This is a genomic window from Micrococcus sp. TA1 (assembly GCF_014199555.1).
Lineage (GTDB): Bacteria > Actinomycetota > Actinomycetes > Actinomycetales > Micrococcaceae > Citricoccus.
Window position 1 is genome coordinate 20,882 of sequence record NZ_JACHNW010000001.1, and the last position, 16,187, is coordinate 37,068.

At 71.1% G+C, this 16,187-nt stretch carries 15 protein-coding genes and 1 tRNA gene; 9 read left to right on the forward strand and 7 right to left on the reverse strand.

What is annotated here, in order from left to right; all coding sequences use genetic code 11:
* Positions 1-59: 59 nt before the first annotated feature.
* Positions 60-518 carry a 23S rRNA (pseudouridine(1915)-N(3))-methyltransferase RlmH gene (rlmH, locus tag GGQ69_RS00060; protein ID WP_183523252.1) on the reverse strand — a complete coding sequence of 153 codons (459 nt, stop codon included), beginning with the start codon at positions 516-518 and terminating at the stop codon, positions 60-62.
* A gap of 126 nt (positions 519-644) precedes the next feature.
* Between rlmH and GGQ69_RS00065 the strand changes: the two genes are divergently transcribed.
* Positions 645-1,820 (forward strand): alpha/beta hydrolase, encoded by a 1,176-nt coding sequence (locus GGQ69_RS00065; protein ID WP_183523253.1) that lies wholly within the window; start codon positions 645-647, stop codon positions 1,818-1,820.
* Between the two features lie 28 nt (positions 1,821-1,848).
* On the opposite strand, the gene GGQ69_RS00070 is transcribed toward GGQ69_RS00065, so the two are convergent.
* The 6 genes from GGQ69_RS00070 to tadA form a co-directional block, all read right to left on the reverse strand.
* On the reverse strand, positions 1,849-3,288 hold the full coding sequence (locus GGQ69_RS00070) for a PHB depolymerase family esterase (protein ID WP_255459351.1): 1,440 nt from the start codon (positions 3,286-3,288) through the stop codon (positions 1,849-1,851).
* A gap of 132 nt (positions 3,289-3,420) precedes the next feature.
* A complete protein-coding gene (sufU, locus tag GGQ69_RS00075) occupies positions 3,421-3,873 on the reverse strand; it encodes a Fe-S cluster assembly sulfur transfer protein SufU (RefSeq protein ID WP_183523255.1) in 453 nt (150 codons plus the stop codon).
* The gene (locus GGQ69_RS00080; RefSeq protein ID WP_183523257.1) at positions 3,870-5,171 is read right to left on the reverse strand and encodes a cysteine desulfurase; all 1,302 of its coding nucleotides are present in this window, start codon (positions 5,169-5,171) and stop codon (positions 3,870-3,872) included. The genes sufU and GGQ69_RS00080 overlap by 4 nt, the downstream gene beginning before the upstream one ends.
* A 106-nt stretch (positions 5,172-5,277) precedes the next feature.
* Positions 5,278-5,364: transfer RNA gene (locus GGQ69_RS00085), tRNA-Ser, on the reverse strand.
* A 47-nt stretch (positions 5,365-5,411) separates the two neighbouring features.
* A complete protein-coding gene (locus GGQ69_RS00090) occupies positions 5,412-6,845 on the reverse strand; it encodes an FAD-binding oxidoreductase (RefSeq protein ID WP_183523259.1) in 1,434 nt (477 codons plus the stop codon).
* Positions 6,846-6,994: 149 nt separating this feature from the next.
* Positions 6,995-7,471, reverse strand: a complete 477-nt coding sequence (tadA, locus tag GGQ69_RS00095) for a tRNA adenosine(34) deaminase TadA (RefSeq protein ID WP_183523261.1) — start codon at positions 7,469-7,471, stop codon at positions 6,995-6,997.
* Positions 7,472-7,527: 56 nt separating this feature from the next.
* On the opposite strand from tadA, the gene upp reads away from it, so the two are divergent.
* From upp to GGQ69_RS00135, 8 genes are all read left to right on the forward strand, one after another.
* Complete coding sequence (gene upp, locus GGQ69_RS00100; RefSeq protein ID WP_183523263.1) at positions 7,528-8,163, forward strand: uracil phosphoribosyltransferase; 636 nt, start codon at positions 7,528-7,530, stop codon at positions 8,161-8,163.
* A gap of 378 nt (positions 8,164-8,541) precedes the next feature.
* Positions 8,542-9,378, forward strand: coding sequence for a winged helix-turn-helix domain-containing protein (locus GGQ69_RS00105; RefSeq protein WP_183523265.1), 837 nt, complete (start codon positions 8,542-8,544; stop codon positions 9,376-9,378).
* A gap of 169 nt (positions 9,379-9,547) precedes the next feature.
* Complete coding sequence (locus GGQ69_RS00110; RefSeq protein WP_183523267.1) at positions 9,548-10,222, forward strand: TetR/AcrR family transcriptional regulator; 675 nt, start codon at positions 9,548-9,550, stop codon at positions 10,220-10,222.
* Between the two features lie 73 nt (positions 10,223-10,295).
* Positions 10,296-11,144: an enoyl-CoA hydratase-related protein gene (locus GGQ69_RS00115; protein ID WP_183523269.1), complete on the forward strand. Its 849-nt coding sequence runs from the start codon at positions 10,296-10,298 to the stop codon at positions 11,142-11,144.
* A gap of 50 nt (positions 11,145-11,194) precedes the next feature.
* Entirely contained in the window at positions 11,195-12,337 is a 1,143-nt protein-coding gene (locus tag GGQ69_RS00120) for an acyl-CoA dehydrogenase family protein (protein WP_183523271.1), read from the forward strand.
* Positions 12,338-12,410: 73 nt separating this feature from the next.
* Positions 12,411-13,190 (forward strand): SDR family NAD(P)-dependent oxidoreductase, encoded by a 780-nt coding sequence (locus GGQ69_RS00125; protein ID WP_183523273.1) that lies wholly within the window; start codon positions 12,411-12,413, stop codon positions 13,188-13,190.
* A gap of 53 nt (positions 13,191-13,243) precedes the next feature.
* A complete protein-coding gene (locus GGQ69_RS00130; protein ID WP_183523275.1) occupies positions 13,244-14,911 on the forward strand; it encodes an AMP-binding protein in 1,668 nt (555 codons plus the stop codon).
* 98 nt (positions 14,912-15,009) lie between these two features.
* Complete coding sequence (locus GGQ69_RS00135) at positions 15,010-16,185, forward strand: acyl-CoA dehydrogenase family protein (RefSeq protein ID WP_221243395.1); 1,176 nt, start codon at positions 15,010-15,012, stop codon at positions 16,183-16,185.
* Positions 16,186-16,187 lie beyond the last annotated feature (2 nt).

The window sequence follows — 16,187 nt, forward strand, 5'->3', positions numbered from 1 at the left end:
GCATCAGCGTACGCCCCGGCGCGGACACCGGAACGGGGGCCGGGACGGCCGCTGGACGCTCAGACGTGGTGGTAGGGCCGGCCCCCGGCGATCTCCTGGGCCCGGTAGAGCTGCTCGGCGAGGATGAGCCGGACCAGCTGGTGCGGGAAGACCAGCTTCGACAGCGACCACACCGTGTCCGCCCGCTCGTGCACCGAGGCGTCCACGCCGTAGGCGCCGCCGATCACCAGCGTGACCTGCTGGCCGAGGTCGAACCGCCCCTGGAGGTGACGGGCCAGACCGGGGGAGTCGAAGCCCCTGCCCCGCTCGTCGAGCAGCATCAGGTGGTCCCGGCCGTCGACCTTCGCCAGGATCCGCGCGGACTCCTCGGCACGCGCGGTGTCGCCCTCGCGCGACGAGTGCGGAAGCAGCTGCCACGAGAGGTCGAAGGGCTTCTTCAGGCGCCTGGAATAGCGGTCGATGCCCTCGGACACCCAGGACTCGTGCTTCTTGCCAACGGCCAGGATCCTCACGCTCATGGGTCCATCCTGACATCTCCTCGTGCGGCGCGCCCGTGACGGAACCGTGCCCTGACCGGGGCGCTTCCTCCGGTTAATGTGGAGGCATCGCCGGATGGGCCGGCCCGGTCCGCGAAAGGCCCCAGCATGGACGTTCCCGCCGACGCCCCCGGACCACCCGCCGGCTCGCCGGGTTCCTCGTCGCCGGCGGACCCCGGGCCCGCCTCCCGTCGCCGGCGGTCCCCGCGGCGCTGGACCCCCGGTTGGACCCCCGGTTGGACCCCAGGCGGGGCCCTCGCGGTGGTCATCGCCCTGGCGGTGGTCATCGCGGTGGCCGTGCCGGCCCTGCTCGCCCAGGCCGGGCCGCCGTCGTCCCGGGTCCTGCCCCGGGGCGCCGAGGCACTGCTGGGGCTCGAGTACGCGGTCCTGCCCGGCAACGCGGGCACCCTGGACCTCTTCGTGCCCGCACGGGGCAGGGGACCGTACCCCGTCGTGTTGTGGAGCCAGGGCTCGGGCTGGACGTCGGACCGCGGCAACCTGGGCGGCGAACCGGTGGCGGAACAGCTGGTGCGGCGCGGTTACGCGGTGGCGCTGTTCTCGGTGCGCAGCTCCGAGCAGGCGGTCTTCCCGGCCCAGGTGCACGACGCCAAGGCGGCCGTGCGCTTCATCCGCGCCCATGCCGAGGAGTTCGGGCTGGACCCGGACCGGGTCGTGGCCGCCGGCAACTCCTCCGGCGGCTGGATCGCCACCATGCTCGGCGTGACCTCGGGCGAGCCGGCGCTCGAGGGGGAACTGGGGGTGACGGGGGTGTCCTCGCGGGTGTACGCGGTGGTGAATTTCTTCGCCCCCACCGATTTCCTCTCCATCACCTCGCAGATGCTGCCCGGGGCCTGCGACCGGTTCAACGAGTCCTACGGGGTCACCCGCTGCCACGACGACCTGCAGGCCTTCGAGTCCCGGCTCATCGGGGCCTCGACGCTCCGTCACCCGGACCTGGCCATCGCCGCGAGCCCCCTGGCGTACATCGACGCAGGGGACCCTCCCACCCTCATCGCGCACGGGACCGACGACTGGGTGGTGCCGTACCGGCAGAGCTCACTGCTGTTCGCGGCCCTCGACGCCGCCGGGGTGCCCACCGCCTACTACGAGGTGGCCGACGTCGGCCACGACTTCCGCTTCGCCGCGTCCGGTTCCGTGCTGGACACCGAGGTGGAGTCCGCCCACCTGGACCCGGCCCCGCCGCCGGGCCAGCAGCTGACCTGGGATGTCATCACCGACTTCCTGGACCGGCAGCTGGACCGACGGCGGGACGTCGCGTCCTGAGGGACTCAACGGCGGCTCCGCCGGCGCCTCAGCAGGACGGCACCAGGTCGAAGACGCCGTCCGCGGACCGGTGCAGGCTGGTCACCGTGGCGTCGCCCTGGCCCAGGTAGTCCTGGGACCCGACGGCGTAGAACGGGTTGTAGGGGTTGACGCCGTAGGAGGTCGCGCGGCCGGCAGACCGGTGGTCCGCATTGGCCGCGGTGACACACTGCTCCGGACCGGCGGTGGGCTCCGGCTCCTGCGTGGGTTCCGGTTCCTGTGTGGGTTCCGGTTCCTGCGTGGGCTCCGGTTCCCCGGTCGGCGGCGGCCCGGTGCGGCGGTTGTTCTCGAAGAAGAACTCCGTCACGTACGCCGGGTAGTCGATGCTCTGGGTGGAGATGTAGGAACCGCCCGGACCGCCGCCCGCGGGCCAGTTGTGTCCCAGCCCGGTGTTCTGGACCAGGGACACCCGCGGACCGTCCGCGTCCGAGTAGAGGGTTCCCGTCCCGGCGGTGTTGGCCCCGTCCAGGCCGGCCAGGGAGAACGACGAGGTCGAGGTCGCGCCATACAGCCCCGCCATGATCTCGGCATTGAGCGGGTTGTACCCGGGCGCCACCACGGAGTCGTTGCTGCCGTAGACGACCGAGGTCAGCTGGGTGCCGAAGGAGGGGGCCGCGGTGCCCGCGAAGGTCCGGCACGTGGAGGTGCCCTGGGCCGTGGAGGTGGCCACCGAGGAGATCTGCCCCGAGGTGGTCCCGACGGTCGGGCCGGCGTTGATCCCGATGCCCGCGAAGACGTCCGGGGCCAGGCAGCCCATGACCATGCTCTGGCCGCCGCCCGAGCTCAGGCCGGTCAGGTAGACCTGGTCCGCGTCCACTCCCACCCCGGTCCGGGAGGTCAGGGCGGAGACCAGTCCCAGCAGGTTGTCGTCGTGCCGGGCGGGGGAGGTGCGTGAGTGCTGGGCGTCGTAGTAGTCCCAGCAGCCGAGCAGGACCCCGCCGTTCGGTGCCGCCGGGACGGCCACCACCATGCCGTACTCGTCCGCCGTGGCCGCCCAGTTCCCGCCGTTCCTCAGGTCCGCGGCCTTCTGCACGCAGCCGTGCAGGGTGACCATCAGGGCCCTGCCGTCCGGGTGGGCCGGGGCGGTCTCGGGCACATAGAGGTTCACGCTCATCCCGGCGATGGTCTCGGTGGTCCATGTCCCCGTCGGAGTCGTGCCGTCGTCACCGCTCCCGTCGCCTGCGGTGTCCGTGCAACCCGGCAGCGTCTCGAAGCCCGGTGGACAGATGATCGCCTGTGCCATGGACGAGGTCCCCACCAGGGTCAGGGTGGCTGCCAGGGCCGAGAGCAGGACCGTGGCCAGCAGCACGGGGACCAGTCGCCGACGGGTCCGCCGTGGTCCGGTGGGGCCCGGGACCGACGGGCCGCGGTGATCGGGGCCCGGTCGGTCGAACGCGTCGTCCCGGTCAGGGTGAGCGGGTGGGGTCATGATTCCTCCTCCCTCACGCCGGCCGGGCATCCTCTCCCGGGCACTGCGGCTGTGAGCTGGATCACAGCACGGTACACCTGATAGGTGATTCAGGTAACAGCCGGAGCACAGTCCGGCCGGGAAAAGGCCGGGTCAGCGGCCCACGGTCGCCTGGGCGAGCGCGTCCTCCGCGGCCACCCAGGCGAGCATCGCGCACTTGACCCGGGCCACGTAGCGGGAGACCCCGCCCAGGGCCACGGCATCGCCGAACAGCTCCTCGGAGGGCTGGATCTTCCCCCGGGACTGCATGGCCGTGCGGAACGCGTCGATCCGCTCGGTCAGTTCCGCGGTGGACAGGCCCTCGGCGAGCTCGGACAGCAGCGAGGCCGAGGCCTGGGAGATGGCGCACCCGTGGCCCTCCCAGCGGAGGTGGGCGACGGTGCCCCCCTCGCCGAGGTGCACCTGCAGCGTGATCTCGTCCCCGCAGGTGGGGTTGAGCTGGTGCGACTGCCCGTCGGCGGAGTCCATCAACCCGGTGCCCGAGGGGGTCTTGGCGTGGTCCAGGATGAGTTCCTGGTAGAGGCCCTGCAGGTCGGCAGCGCTCATGCGCGCACCCCGAAGAACTCGCCGACGCCGGCCACGCCCTCGAGGAACCGGGTGACCTCGTCCTCGGTCGTGTACAGGTACGTGCTGGCCCGTGTCGAGGCGGTCACCCCGAAGCGGCGGTGCAGCGGCTGGGCGCAGTGGTGGCCCACGCGCACCGCGATCCCGCGATCGTCCAGGAACTGGCCGACGTCGTGGGCGTGCACCCCGGTGACGTCGAAGCTCGCCAGGCCGACCCGCTCACCCTCGATGTCCCCGCCGAGCACCCGGATCCCCGGGATCTCCCGGAGGCCGGCGAGCAGCCGCCGGCCGAGCTCGGCCTCGTGGGCGGCGATCCGGTCCATGCCGATCTGCTGCAGGTAGTCCACCGCGGCCGCCCACGCGATCGCCTGGGACACCTTCTGGGTGCCGGCCTCGAAGCGCTGCGGCGGGGGCAGGTACTCGGCGGCCTCCATGGTGACGGTGGTGATCATCGACCCGCCGGTGAGGAACGGCGGCATGGCCGCGAGCAGTTCCCGGCGGCCGTAGAGGGCGCCGATCCCGGTGGGCGCGAGCATCTTGTGGCCGGAGAAGGCGGCGAAGTCCACGTCGAGCGCGGGGAAGTCCACCGGCAGGTGGGGGACGGACTGGCACGCGTCGAGCACCACGAGGGCGCCGACCTCGCGAGCGCGGGCCACCAGCTCCTGGACCGGGTTCACCACGCCCAGCACGTTCGAGACGTGGGTGAACGCCACCAGCCGGGTGCGGTCGGTGATGACGGTGCCGGCCGCCTCCAGGTCCAGGGCGCCGTCGTCGGTCACGGGGATGTACCTCAGCGTGGCACCGGTCCGGGCGGCCAGTTCCTGCCAGGGGATCAGGTTGGCGTGGTGCTCCTGCTCGGTGACCACGACCTCATCCCCGGGACCCAGGCGGAAGCGCTCGGCCGCCTCACCACCGCGGCCCACGCTGGCGTTGGAGAAGGCGTAGGCCACCAGGTTCAGGGCCTCGGTCGCGTTGGAGGTCCAGACCACCTCGTCCTCGGCGGCCCCCACGAAACCGGCCACGGCGGCGCGGGCGTCCTCGAAGAGCACCGTGGCCTCCGCGGCCAGGGTGTGTGCGCCGCGGTGGACCGCCGCATTGAGCTGCTCGTAGTAACCGCGCTCGGCGTCCAGGACGGCGGCCGGCTTCTGCGAGGTGGCGCCGGAGTCGAGGTAGGCCACGGGATGACCGTTGACCTCGGTGGCCAGCAGTGGGAAGTCCCGCCGCCAGCGCACGACCTCGGCATCGGTCGGAAGGGTCGCGTGGGTGCTCGTAGTGCTCATCGTCCTGCCTCTCCAGAAGGTCCGGCGTCAGTGGTCGGTGACTGCCGCCGATAGACAACAGGCCCCCGCCGCCGCGGTCATTGCGGGGCGAGGGCCTGTCAGTCGGCGGTGACGGTGGGATTTGAACCCACGGTAGGGGTGAACCTACACAACATTTCGAGTGTTGCACCTTCGGCCGCTCGGACACGTCACCAGACCGGTCCATCTTACCGGAGGAGTCGGTGGACCGCCGAATCCTGTTCAGGCCCCCACCCGCAGGGGCGGGATGTTGTGGTTGAGCCGGAAGACGTTCTGCGGGTCGTACCACCTCTTCAGGGCGGCCAGTCGGTCCAGCTTCTCCTCGCCGTAGAGGGTTGCCGCCCGGCGCCAGAGGTCCCCCTCGTCCGGTCCGGAGGAGGGGCCCTCGGGCTCCCGGGCCATGAAGTTCACGTACTGCGCGCCGCCGGAGAACGGCTCCACGTCCCGGGCCAGGCCGCGCACGAAGGCGATGTTGCGCTCGTCATCGGCCGCGGACGCCCAGAAGCCGTAGACGTTCAGCCAGTACTCCGGGCTCCGGTCGGGGAACGCGGTCGCCCGGGGGTCCACGCGCCGGAACGCCCCGCCCATGTGGTGCAGGTCGAAGGCGGTGCCCTGCCAGGTCTGCTGTTCCGCCCGCGCGCACAGCACCGCGATGACCTCGTCGTCCAGCCGGAGCACCCCCGAGTTCTTCCAGTACGCGCGGACACCCTTCGGGAACAGGCCGTCCATCGCGGACTGCCACTCCGGCCATGCCGTGGGGCCGACCTCCTCGGCGTCGGGCGGGGCCATCCCGGCCAGCTCGTCGGCGTGGTCCAGGCCCTCGCCGTGCTCCGCACCGGCCCAGGCGAAGCCGATGACCAGCATCGGGTCAGCGCCCAGGTCCCAGTCCGGCGGGGGAGTCAGCGCGGTGAGGATGGCCGTCATCTCGTCCGGCAGGTCCCGGGTCCAGTCGGCGAAGGCCCGGAGCGCCCCCTCCCACCGGGGCCGGAAGTAGATGAGGTTGCCGCCCAGGACCGTGGGCGGCAGGGGGTGTGCCGCGAAGGTGAACGAGGTGACGGCCCCGAAGTTCCCGCCGCCGCCCGTCAATCCCCAGAGCAGGTCCGGGTTCTCCTCCGCGCTGGCGTGCACGGTGCGCCCGTCGGCCGTGACGACGTCCGCGGCCAGCAGGTTGTCCACCGTCAGCCCGTGCTTCCGGGTCAGCCAGCCGAAACCGCCGCCCAGCGTGAGCCCGGCGACCCCGGTGGCCGAGACCACCCCGATCGGCACGGCCAGCCCGTGGGCGGTGGTGGCCCGGTCCAGGTCCGCCAGGGTCGCGCCCGGCGCCACGGTCGCCGTGCCCGTGTCCACGTCGACCGTGACGTCGCGGCAGCTCCCGAGGTCCAGCACCAGTCCGTCGTCCACGGTGCCGTAGCCGGCCACGCTGTGGCCGCCACCGCGCAGTGCGACGGGCAGCCCGTGACGCCCGGCGAACTCCAGGCAGGGGGCGACGTCGGCCACGTCACCGGCGCGGACCACCACCGCCGGGTGCCGGTCGATCATCGCGTTCCACACCCTCCGCGCGTCGTCGTACAACGCGTCCTCGGGTCCGATCACCGTGCCGCGTACCGCTGAGGACAGGGCGCGCAACGCCTCGGGAGAGAGTCGGGGTCCAGTCATGACGGACCAGCTTCCGGTTCGGTGCCGGTCCCGGACGGGCCGGCCGTGCAGTGAATTCTTCCCCGGCGCCAGTCACCGGTCAACGCTCCGGGAGCGCCGCTCCTGCGGGTCCGGCGGGCCGCGTCCGGCCCGCGGCCCTCAGCTCCGGTTCAGCCCCGGTGCGCGCGGAAGAACCCTGTCAGCACCTCCGCGCACTCCTGCTCGCGGATGCCGGGAAACACCTCGACCCAGTGGTTCAGCCGCGGCTCGCGGACGACGTCGAACACGGATCCGCAGGCCCCGGCCTTGGGGTCCCACGCGCCGAAGACCAGTCGCGGGACGCGGGCCAGCACGATCGCCCCCGCGCACATGGCGCAGGGCTCCAGGGTGACCACGAGGGTGCAGTCCTCCAGGCGCCACCCGTCGTCGTGCCCGGAGTCCCGGCGCGCGGCCGCCGCGGCCCGCAGGGCCAGCACCTCGGCGTGGGCGGTGGGGTCCCCGCTCGCCTCCCGCTCGTTGCGACCGGTGCCGAGCACGGTCCCGTCCGGGCCCAGGACCACCGCGCCGATCGGCACGTCACCGGTGTCCGTGGCGCGGCGGGCCTCGTCCAGGGCCAGCGCCATCCAGGAATCGTGCTCGGGATGCATGGAGACTGAGCCTATCCGGAGGGGGGCGCGGCCCCTCCTTCTGTAGGGTTGGCACCATGCGCGTACAGCTCGTCGAACACCCGCTGGTAGCCCACAAGCTCACGGTCCTCAGGAAGCGGGACACCCCGTCCATGATCTTCCGGCAGCTGACCGAGGAACTGGTCATGCTGCTGGCCTACGAGGCCACGCGGGACGTCGCGGTGGAGCCCGTCCGGATCGAGACCCCCGTCGCCACCACCACCGGGGTCCGGCTGGCGCGGCCCACGCCGCTGGTGGTGCCGATCCTGCGCGCCGGCCTCGGGATGCTCGAGGGCATGGTCCGGATGGCGCCGACGGCGGAGGTCGGCTTCCTGGGGATGGCCCGGAACGAAGAGACCCTGGACATCGTCACCTACGCGGAGCGACTGCCGGCCGACCTGACGGACCGGCACGTGTTCATCCTGGACCCCATGCTGGCCACGGGCGGGACGCTGGCCGAGGCGGTCCGGTTCATGTACGCCCGCAAGGCGCGCCGGGTGACCTGCATCTGCCTCCTGGGCGCGCCCGAGGGCATCGCGCGCCTGGAGGGCGAGCTGGCCGACGTCGACGTGGACATCTACCTGGCGGCCGTCGACGAGCGCCTGAACGAGCAGTCCTACATCGTCCCGGGCCTCGGGGACGCCGGTGACCGTCTCTACGGCGTCGCCGAATAGAGGGCGTCGCACCGGCAACGGGCTCGGTAACAAACGGGGACCGCGGGGCAAAGAGGCGGTAACTTACCCCGGAATACGCCAAAGAGCGCTTCAGACCCCTCAGATGACGTGACCTTCGCCACAAAAATGCGCCTCTGTCTCACGATGTGAGACAACGTGACCATTGTTACTTGCGAGAACGGATTGTGACGCTTCAGGGTTGTCACATGAAGTTCCGCGACCTGGTCGGCCTCCCTGAGGCCCAGTCCGCCCGGCGATGGCGTCGGCGGTGCGACCAGGCCGGCTCCTGGCCGGTGTGCGGCGGGCGGGGACGACCGTGATCCGGTCCGACCTGCTGGCTCCACGCCGACGAGGAGATCGACGCAAGGATTCATCGACATGACCACCAGCCCCCAGGGATACGTCCACATCTCGGTCCGCAACGCCCAGCGCCGCGCAGCCCGCGTCCGCAGTTACCGCGAGCACGGCGGGACCTATGGGATGCCCCACACCCGTCCGCTGCAGTCGGTGCAGGACCACGGCGACTCCGGCGCGGTCGCGCGGGACGCCGAGCCCCAGACCGCTCCGACGCCGGTGCTGGCCCCCAACGGCATTCCCGGCCCCCAGGCCGTGGCCACCGAGACGGAGGCGCGGGGCTTCGTGATCTACGTGGGGATGGACGAGTCCGCGGCCTCGGCGGCCGGGACCTCCCTGACGCGGCTGGCCAACGAGCTGCGCCACTACGTGGAGTCCCTGGTCCCGGGCTCGCAGTCCGCGGCGGCCGTGGCCATCGCCCCGGCCGGCGCCCCCGGGGCCGACCTGGAGGTCGTCCGCCAGGTGCTGGGTGATCCCACCATCCAGCAGGGCACCCGGCCGGACCTGCTGCAGGCTCCCGCGCCCGTCTCCACCCGTCAGCCCGGCGTCCTGATCGACCTGGCCCGCCGCGAGGTGATGCTGGACGGTGAGGGGCTGAACCTCACCTACAAGGAGTTCGAGCTGCTGAACTACCTCGTGGAGAACGGCGGCCGCACGGTGGGGCGCGACGAGCTGCTGGAATCGCTGTGGAAGAACGCCGAGGACGTGCCGAACGAGCGCACCATCGACGTCCACATCCGCCGGCTGCGCTCCAAGCTGGGCCGGCTGTCCGGGACCGTGCGCACCGTGCGCGGTCAGGGATACCGCTTCTACGAGCATCCCGAGGTCGTCGTCTGGGCGGCACCGGAATACAGCATCTGACCCAGGCCCTCTCGGCCCCGCGGGACCCCGGATCCACTGGATCCGGGGTCCTCGTCGTTTAACGTCCCTCGCACCCTTGACCCCGCCGTCGAGGTGTGAGTACAGTCACGAATGAACGAACATTCATTCTTGGTGAACTTAGGTTCACGCACACTGAAGGGGCAGGTCCATGGTGCTGAAGGGCGCGGAAGAACTGGCTGTACCGGCCGAGGCCGCGCGCCAGGCCCGCTCGGGCGCCCGGACCCGCCAGCTGCTCGAGGCGGCGGCGCGGCTCATGGAGCGCAGCGGTTCGCACGGCGTCTCCATGCAGGCGGTGGCCGACGAGGCGGGCGTCTCCGTGGGCCTGATCTACCGCTACTTCGCCAACAAGCAGGAACTCGTCCAGGGCGTGATCCTCGGCGTCCTGGACGACATGGCACGGCTCATCCCCGCGGCCGTGGCGCCGGAGGCGGACCCGGTGCGGCGGATGGTTGCGGCCTTCTCGGCCTACTGCAGGGTGGTGGACGACAACCGCGAGGCCGTGCTGCTGACGTACCGCGAGTCCCACACCCTGGACGAGGAGGGACGCCGGCTCATCAAGGACCTCGAGGTCAGGACGGCCCAGCCCCTGACCGACGCCATCCAGGAGGCCCTGGACCGCGGCCTGCTGATGCCGGTCGACACCCGGATCCTCTCCTACGACCTGCTCCTCATCGCCCACTCGTGGTCCCTGAAGCACTGGTACTTCGCCTCGAGGATGACGTTCGAGGAGTTCGTGGCGAGCCAGTCGGCCCTCATGCTCGCCACGGCCGTGCACCCCGACCACCGAGCCGCGTACGCCGACCTGCTGGGCGCGCCCGCCTGAGCGCGGACCGCCCCGACCACCCACCCCTGGACCTGCCCGGAGACTCGGCAGGGCCACCACGGAAAGGACCATCATGACCGCTGAGAACTCCACCGCCACCACCGATTCGTCCCAGGCCCCGGCCGTCCCGGACTTCGGGGACATCACCTACGAGCGCCGCAACGCCGCCGCCGTGATCACCATCAACCGCCCGGACCGCTACAACGCCTTCCGCTCCCAGACCGTCGAGGAGCTCATCAAGGCCCTCAAGCTGGCCTGGGCCGACCGCGGCGTGCAGGCCGTGATCCTCACCGGGGCCGGACAGAAGGCCTTCTGCACCGGCGGGGACGTCAAGCAGCGCGCCGAGACCGGGGACTACGGCCCGAGCGAGTCCGGCATGTTCGAGATCGGCCTGCTGCACAAGACCATCCGCGACCTGCCCAAGCCGGTCATCGCCGCCGTCAACGGCCTCGCCATCGGCGGTGGGCACGTGCTGCACGTGCTGTGCGACCTGACCATCGCCTCCTCCACCGCCCAGTTCGGGCAGGCGGGCCCGCGCGTCGGGTCCTTCGACGCGGGCTTCGGCTCGGCCTTCCTGGCCCGCATCGTCGGCGAGAAGCGCGCCCGCGAGATCTGGTACCTCTGCCGCAAGTACGACGCCGCCACCGCCGAGCGCTGGGGCCTGGTCAACGCCGTCGTCGAACCGGACCGGCTGATGGACGAGGCCCTCGCCTGGGCCGACGAGATCGCGGCGAAGTCGCCGACCGCCATCCGCTTCCTCAAGCAGTCCTTCAACGCCGACACCGAGCACCAGGCCGGCCTGAGCGCCATGGCGATGTCCGCCCTGGACCTCTACGCCGTGTCACCCGAGGGCATGGAGGGCGCCATCGCCTTCGCCCAGAAGCGGGCACCCGACTTCGCCTCCAAGGTCGTCAGCCACTGACCGTCGGCAGAGCCACCACGACCACCACACCAGGACCAGACGAGGGACTCATGGACTTCACGATCGACACGGCGATGCAGGGCTACATCGATGCCGCGGCGGCAATGGCCGAGGAGCTGGCGCCGGGCTACCGGCAGCGGGAGGCGGACCGGATCATCGACCCGGCCCTCCGGTGTGAGATGGGCGCGCGCGGGCTGATCGCCCCCGAGCTCCCGGAGGAGCTGGGCGGACGCGGCGAGCGGGCCCTGACCGCGGGCATGATCACCGAGCAGATCTCCCGCGGGGACATCAACGTCGGCTACGTCCAGGTGGTCGGCTCCCTGGTGGGGCAGATCCTGGCCCGCAACGCCGGCCCCGAGCTGGCCAGGGCATGGGTGCCGAGGATCGCCAGCGGTGAGGACATCGTGGCCATCGGCCTCTCGGAGCCCGACGGCGGCTCGGACGCCGGCAATCCCGGCCTCACCGCGCGGCGCCAGGACGGCGGCTGGGTGCTCAACGGCACCAAGTCGATGTCCTTCGCCCTCCACGCCGGCGCCACGGTGGTCTTCGCCCGGACCGAGGAGAACCGCCGGGGCCGGGGCATCAGCGCCTTCCTGGTGGAACTCGACCGCGACGGCGTCGCACGGGAGGCCACCCCGGACATGGGCACCAAGTGCGTGGGCCGCGGGTTCGTCACCTTCACGGACACCTGGATCCCGGAAGAGAACCTGCTCGGAGCCGAGGGCAGGGGCTTCACGGAGGTCATGCAGGGATTCGACTTCTCCCGCGCCCTCATAGGCCTCCAGGTCATCGGTGCCGCCCAGGTCACCCTCGACGAGACCTGGGAGTACGCCGGCCAGCGGATGGCCTTCGACCAGCCCATCAGCAAGTTCCAGGGACTGTCCTTCCCGCTGGCCGAGGCGGACACCCTGCTGACCGCGGCCCGGGTGCTGTGCCAGAAGACCCTGTGGCTCAAGGACGCGGGCCTGCCGCACACCAAGGAGGCGGCCATGTGCAAGTGGTGGGCGCCGAAGACGGCCTACGACGTCATCAACCAGTGCCTGCTGTCCCACGGCCAGTTCGGCTACCTCACCACCCGGCCGATCGAACAGCGGATGCGGGACGTCCTCGGCCTGCAGATCGGGGACGGTACCGCCCAGATCATGAAGCTCATCATCTCGCGGCAGAACCTGCCCCGCGAGGTCGCGCCCTGAACCGGTGCGACCACCGCCTCCTCCCGGCGACGCCACCCACGGCCGCCAGACCACTCGACCCATGGAGCACACCATGACTGAACAGACCACGAACACCACCGTCAACGACGAGAACCTGCAGGGCCGGATCTGCATCGTGACCGGCGCCGCCAGCGGCATCGGCAAGGGCATCGCCACCCGCCTCGTCGCCGAGGGCGCGACCGTCGTCGTCGCCGACCTCAACGGCGAGGCCGCCGAGGCCACCGCCGCCGCACTGGGCAACGGCTCCATCGGCATCTCAGTGAACGTCACCGACCGGGCCGCCGTGGACGCGATGACCGAACAGGTCATGTCCACCTTCGGGCGCATCGACGTCCTGGTCAACAACGCGGGCTGGGACAAGGTCGGGCCCTTCCTCGACTCCGAGGTGGACGTCTGGGACCGCGTCATCGGCATCAACCTCTACGGGGTCCTGCACTGCTCCCAGTCCGTGGTGCGCAGGATGGTCGACCAGGGCCACGGCACGGTGGTGAACATCGGTTCGGACGCGGCCCGCGTGGGATCCAGCGGCGAGGCCGTGTACTCCGCCTGCAAGGGCGGGGTGGTGGCCTTCACCAAGACCCTGGCCCGGGAGGCCGCCCGCCACGGGGTGACGGCCAACGCCGTCTGCCCCGGGCCCGCCGACACCCCGCTGTTCGAGCAGATCTCCGCCGAGAACCCCAAGCTGCGCACGGCCCTGGAGAAGTCCATCCCGCTGCGGCGGCTGGCCCAGCCGGAGGACCTGGCGAACGCCGTGGCCTTCATGGCCTCTCCCGCCTCGAAGTACATCACCGGCCAGACCCTCTCGGTCTCCGGTGGCCTCACGATGATCTGACCGCCCTGCCCCGCTGCCACCCCCGGGACGGCCGCACGACCAGGAAGAACCCCATGCCCCACACCTTCGAGATGCTCCTCACCGACGAGGAGATCGCCACCTACACCGCGTCCGGACACTGGCGGAACAGGCTGCTGGCCGACTACCTGGACGACGCCGTCGCGGCGCGTCCCGGGCAGACCTGCACGATCGACGTGCGCGGCGCGCACACCTATGCCGACCTGGCCTCCGACGTCGAGGACTGTGCCCACGCCCTGCTGGAGTCCGGCGTCCAGGCCGACGACGTGGTCTCGATCCAGCTGCCCAACTGGTACGAGTGGCTGGTCATCTACCTGGCCGCCAACCGGATCGGCGCCGTCGCCAACCCGCTGATCCCGATCTACCGCGACCGGGAGATCGGCTTCATGGCGGCCACCGCGCGCACCTCGGTTCTGTTCATCACCGAGACCTTCCGGAAGTTCAACTACGCGGACATGGTCGACCGCCTGCGCCCGGAGCTGCCGGACCTGCGGGAGACCGTGATCGTGCACGGTGAGGGGGCCCGGGACGGTTTCACGTCCTGGGAGGACTTCCTCGCCCGCGGCCGTGCCCGCCGACAGTCCGACCCGGTGGACCTGGCGGCGCTGCGTCCCGACCCGAACTCGCTGGCGCTCATCATGTTCACCTCCGGGACGACGGGCCGTCCCAAGGGCGTCATGCACACCCACAACTCGGTGCTATCCGGCGCGCTGCCCTGGCCGGACCGGCTCGGCCTGGACGAGCACTCGGTCATCCACATGGCCTCGACCTTCGGGCACCTGACCGGCTTCCTCTACGGCGTCTCCCTGCCGATCATGCTGGGTGGCACGGGTGTCTTCCAGGACGTGTGGGACGTCGAGGAGTTTGTGGAACTGGTGGAGAAGCACGGGATCAACCACACCTCGGCGGCCACCCCGTTCCTGCACGACCTCATCGGCGCGAAGAACCTCGCCGAGCACGACGTGAGCTCCCTGAGGCACTTCTGCTGCATGGGCGCCCCCATCCCACGGTCCTACGTGGCCGAGGCCAGGGAGAAGCTGCCGGAGATGAGCGTCTTCGGCGGGTGGGGACAGACGGAGTGCTGCCTCGTGACCATGGGACACCCCTCCGACCCGGACGAGAAGATCATCTCCACGGACGGGCGTGCCCTGGACGGGATGCAGACGCGGGTCGTCGGCTTCGACGGCCGGCCCGCTGCCCCCGGCGAGGAGGGGAAGCTGCAGATCCGCGGCCCGTTCCTGTTCCGCGGTTACCTCGGCCAGCTCGACAAGACCCGCGAGGAGTTCGACGGCGACTGGTTCGACACCGGGGACCTCGCCACCATGGACGAGGACGGGTACGTGCGCCTGGCCGGGCGCACCAAGGACGTCATCATCCGGGGCGGTGAGAACATCCCGGTGACCTATGTCGAGAACGTCCTCTACGAGCACCCGGACATCGAGGCCGTGGCCGTGATCGGCGTTCCCCACGAGCGGCTGCAGGAGACCGCGGCCGCCGCCGTGGTCATGCGCGACGGCGCGCCGGAGCTGACGATGGACACCCTGAGGGCGTTCTTCGACGCCAAGGGGCTGGCCAAGCCGTACTGGCCCGAGCGCCTCGTCATCGTCCCCGAGCTGCCCCGCACCCCCTCCGGAAAGATCCAGAAGTACCTGCTGCGCAAGGAACTCGTCGAGCAGGCCCAGGCACAAGGAGCACAGAAGTGAACACCGCAACCAACACCGCAACCAACACCGCACCGGCCGGTCGGTCTGTGTCGGGGGATGTCTCGGCCTCGTTTTTGGGGCCGGTGGACCTGACGGGGATGGACGGGTTGTTCTCCGCCGAGGAGAAGTCCCTGGCGCTGCAGGTGCGGGGGCTGGTGGATGAGGTGATCCGTCCGAACATCGCCCAGTGGTATGAGGCGGCGGTGTTCCCGCGGGAGATCGTGCCGGAGCTGGGCCGGTTGGGGGTGCTGGGCATGCACCTGTCCGGGTATGGGTGCGCGGGCCGGTCTGCGGTTCAGTACGGGTTGGCGGCCCAGGAGCTGGAGGCCGGGGACTCCGGGCTGCGCACCTTCGTCTCGGTGCAGGGCTCGCTGGCGATGTCCGCGATCCACAAGCACGGCTCCGAGGCCCAGAAACAGCAGTGGCTGCCGGCCATGGCCGCCGGTGAGGCGATCGGCTGCTTCGGGCTCACCGAGCCGGGGGCCGGCTCGGACCCGGCCTCGATGAGAACCACCGCCCGCCAGGAGCCCGGCGGGGACTGGGTGCTCAACGGTGCCAAGCGGTGGATCGGGCTGGCCACCCTGGCCGACGTGGCGATCATCTGGGCCCAGACCGGCGAGCACGGCCAGGGCCGGGGGGTGCGCGGGTTCGTGGTCCCCACGGACACCCCGGGGTTCCGGGCTGAGGCGATCGGGTCCAAGCTGTCGATGCGGGCCTCGGTCCAGTGCGAGATCCACCTCGATGGGGTGCGCCTGCCGGCCGAGGCGATCCTGCCGGCCGAGAGCGCGGTGGGCCTGAAGGGCCCGTTCCAGTGCCTGAACGAGGCCCGGTACGGGATCATCTGGGGCGTGATGGGCGCGGCCCGGGATTCGTTCAACGCGGTGCTGGACTACACGCTGGGCCGGGAACAGTTCGGCACCCCGCTGGCGTCCTACCAGTTGACGCAGGCCAAGCTGGCGGACATGGCGGTGGCCATCAACAAGGGCTATTTGCTGGCCCATCAGATCGGCCGGACCAAGGACACCAACCCGGCCGCGGTGACTCCGGCGATGATCTCCACCGGGAAGCTGGACAACTGCCGGGTCGCGATCGGCATCGCCCGCGAGGCGAGGGAGATGCTCGGGGGCAACGGGATCACCCTGGAGCACTCCCCGCTGCGCCACGCCAACAACCTCGAGTCCGTGCGCACCTACGAGGGCACCGACGAGGTCCACCAGCTCACCATCGGCCGCACCCTGACCGGCATCGGCGCCTTCACCCGAACGCAGGCCTGACC

Bases quoted from the DNA above. Each gene is read 5' to 3' on its own strand.
- GGQ69_RS00070 (WP_255459351.1), bottom strand. From the start codon at position 3,288: ATGACCCCACCCGCTCACCCTGACCGGGACGACGCGTTCGACCGACCG.
- GGQ69_RS00110 (WP_183523267.1), top strand. From the start codon at position 9,548: ATGGTGCTGAAGGGCGCGGAAGAACTGGCTGTACCGGCCGAGGCCGCG.
- GGQ69_RS00130 (WP_183523275.1), top strand. From the start codon at position 13,244: ATGCCCCACACCTTCGAGATGCTCCTCACCGACGAGGAGATCGCCACC.
- tadA (WP_183523261.1), bottom strand. From the start codon at position 7,471: ATGCATCCCGAGCACGATTCCTGGATGGCGCTGGCCCTGGACGAGGCC.
- GGQ69_RS00065 (WP_183523253.1), top strand. From the start codon at position 645: ATGGACGTTCCCGCCGACGCCCCCGGACCACCCGCCGGCTCGCCGGGT.
- upp (WP_183523263.1), top strand. From the start codon at position 7,528: ATGCGCGTACAGCTCGTCGAACACCCGCTGGTAGCCCACAAGCTCACG.
- GGQ69_RS00080 (WP_183523257.1), bottom strand. From the start codon at position 5,171: ATGAGCACTACGAGCACCCACGCGACCCTTCCGACCGATGCCGAGGTC.
- GGQ69_RS00090 (WP_183523259.1), bottom strand. From the start codon at position 6,845: ATGACTGGACCCCGACTCTCTCCCGAGGCGTTGCGCGCCCTGTCCTCA.
- GGQ69_RS00135 (WP_221243395.1), top strand. From the start codon at position 15,010: ATGGACGGGTTGTTCTCCGCCGAGGAGAAGTCCCTGGCGCTGCAGGTG.
- sufU (WP_183523255.1), bottom strand. From the start codon at position 3,873: ATGAGCGCTGCCGACCTGCAGGGCCTCTACCAGGAACTCATCCTGGAC.
- GGQ69_RS00115 (WP_183523269.1), top strand. From the start codon at position 10,296: ATGACCGCTGAGAACTCCACCGCCACCACCGATTCGTCCCAGGCCCCG.
- GGQ69_RS00105 (WP_183523265.1), top strand. From the start codon at position 8,542: ATGACCACCAGCCCCCAGGGATACGTCCACATCTCGGTCCGCAACGCC.
- GGQ69_RS00120 (WP_183523271.1), top strand. From the start codon at position 11,195: ATGGACTTCACGATCGACACGGCGATGCAGGGCTACATCGATGCCGCG.
- rlmH (WP_183523252.1), bottom strand. From the start codon at position 518: ATGAGCGTGAGGATCCTGGCCGTTGGCAAGAAGCACGAGTCCTGGGTG.
- GGQ69_RS00125 (WP_183523273.1), top strand. From the start codon at position 12,411: ATGACTGAACAGACCACGAACACCACCGTCAACGACGAGAACCTGCAG.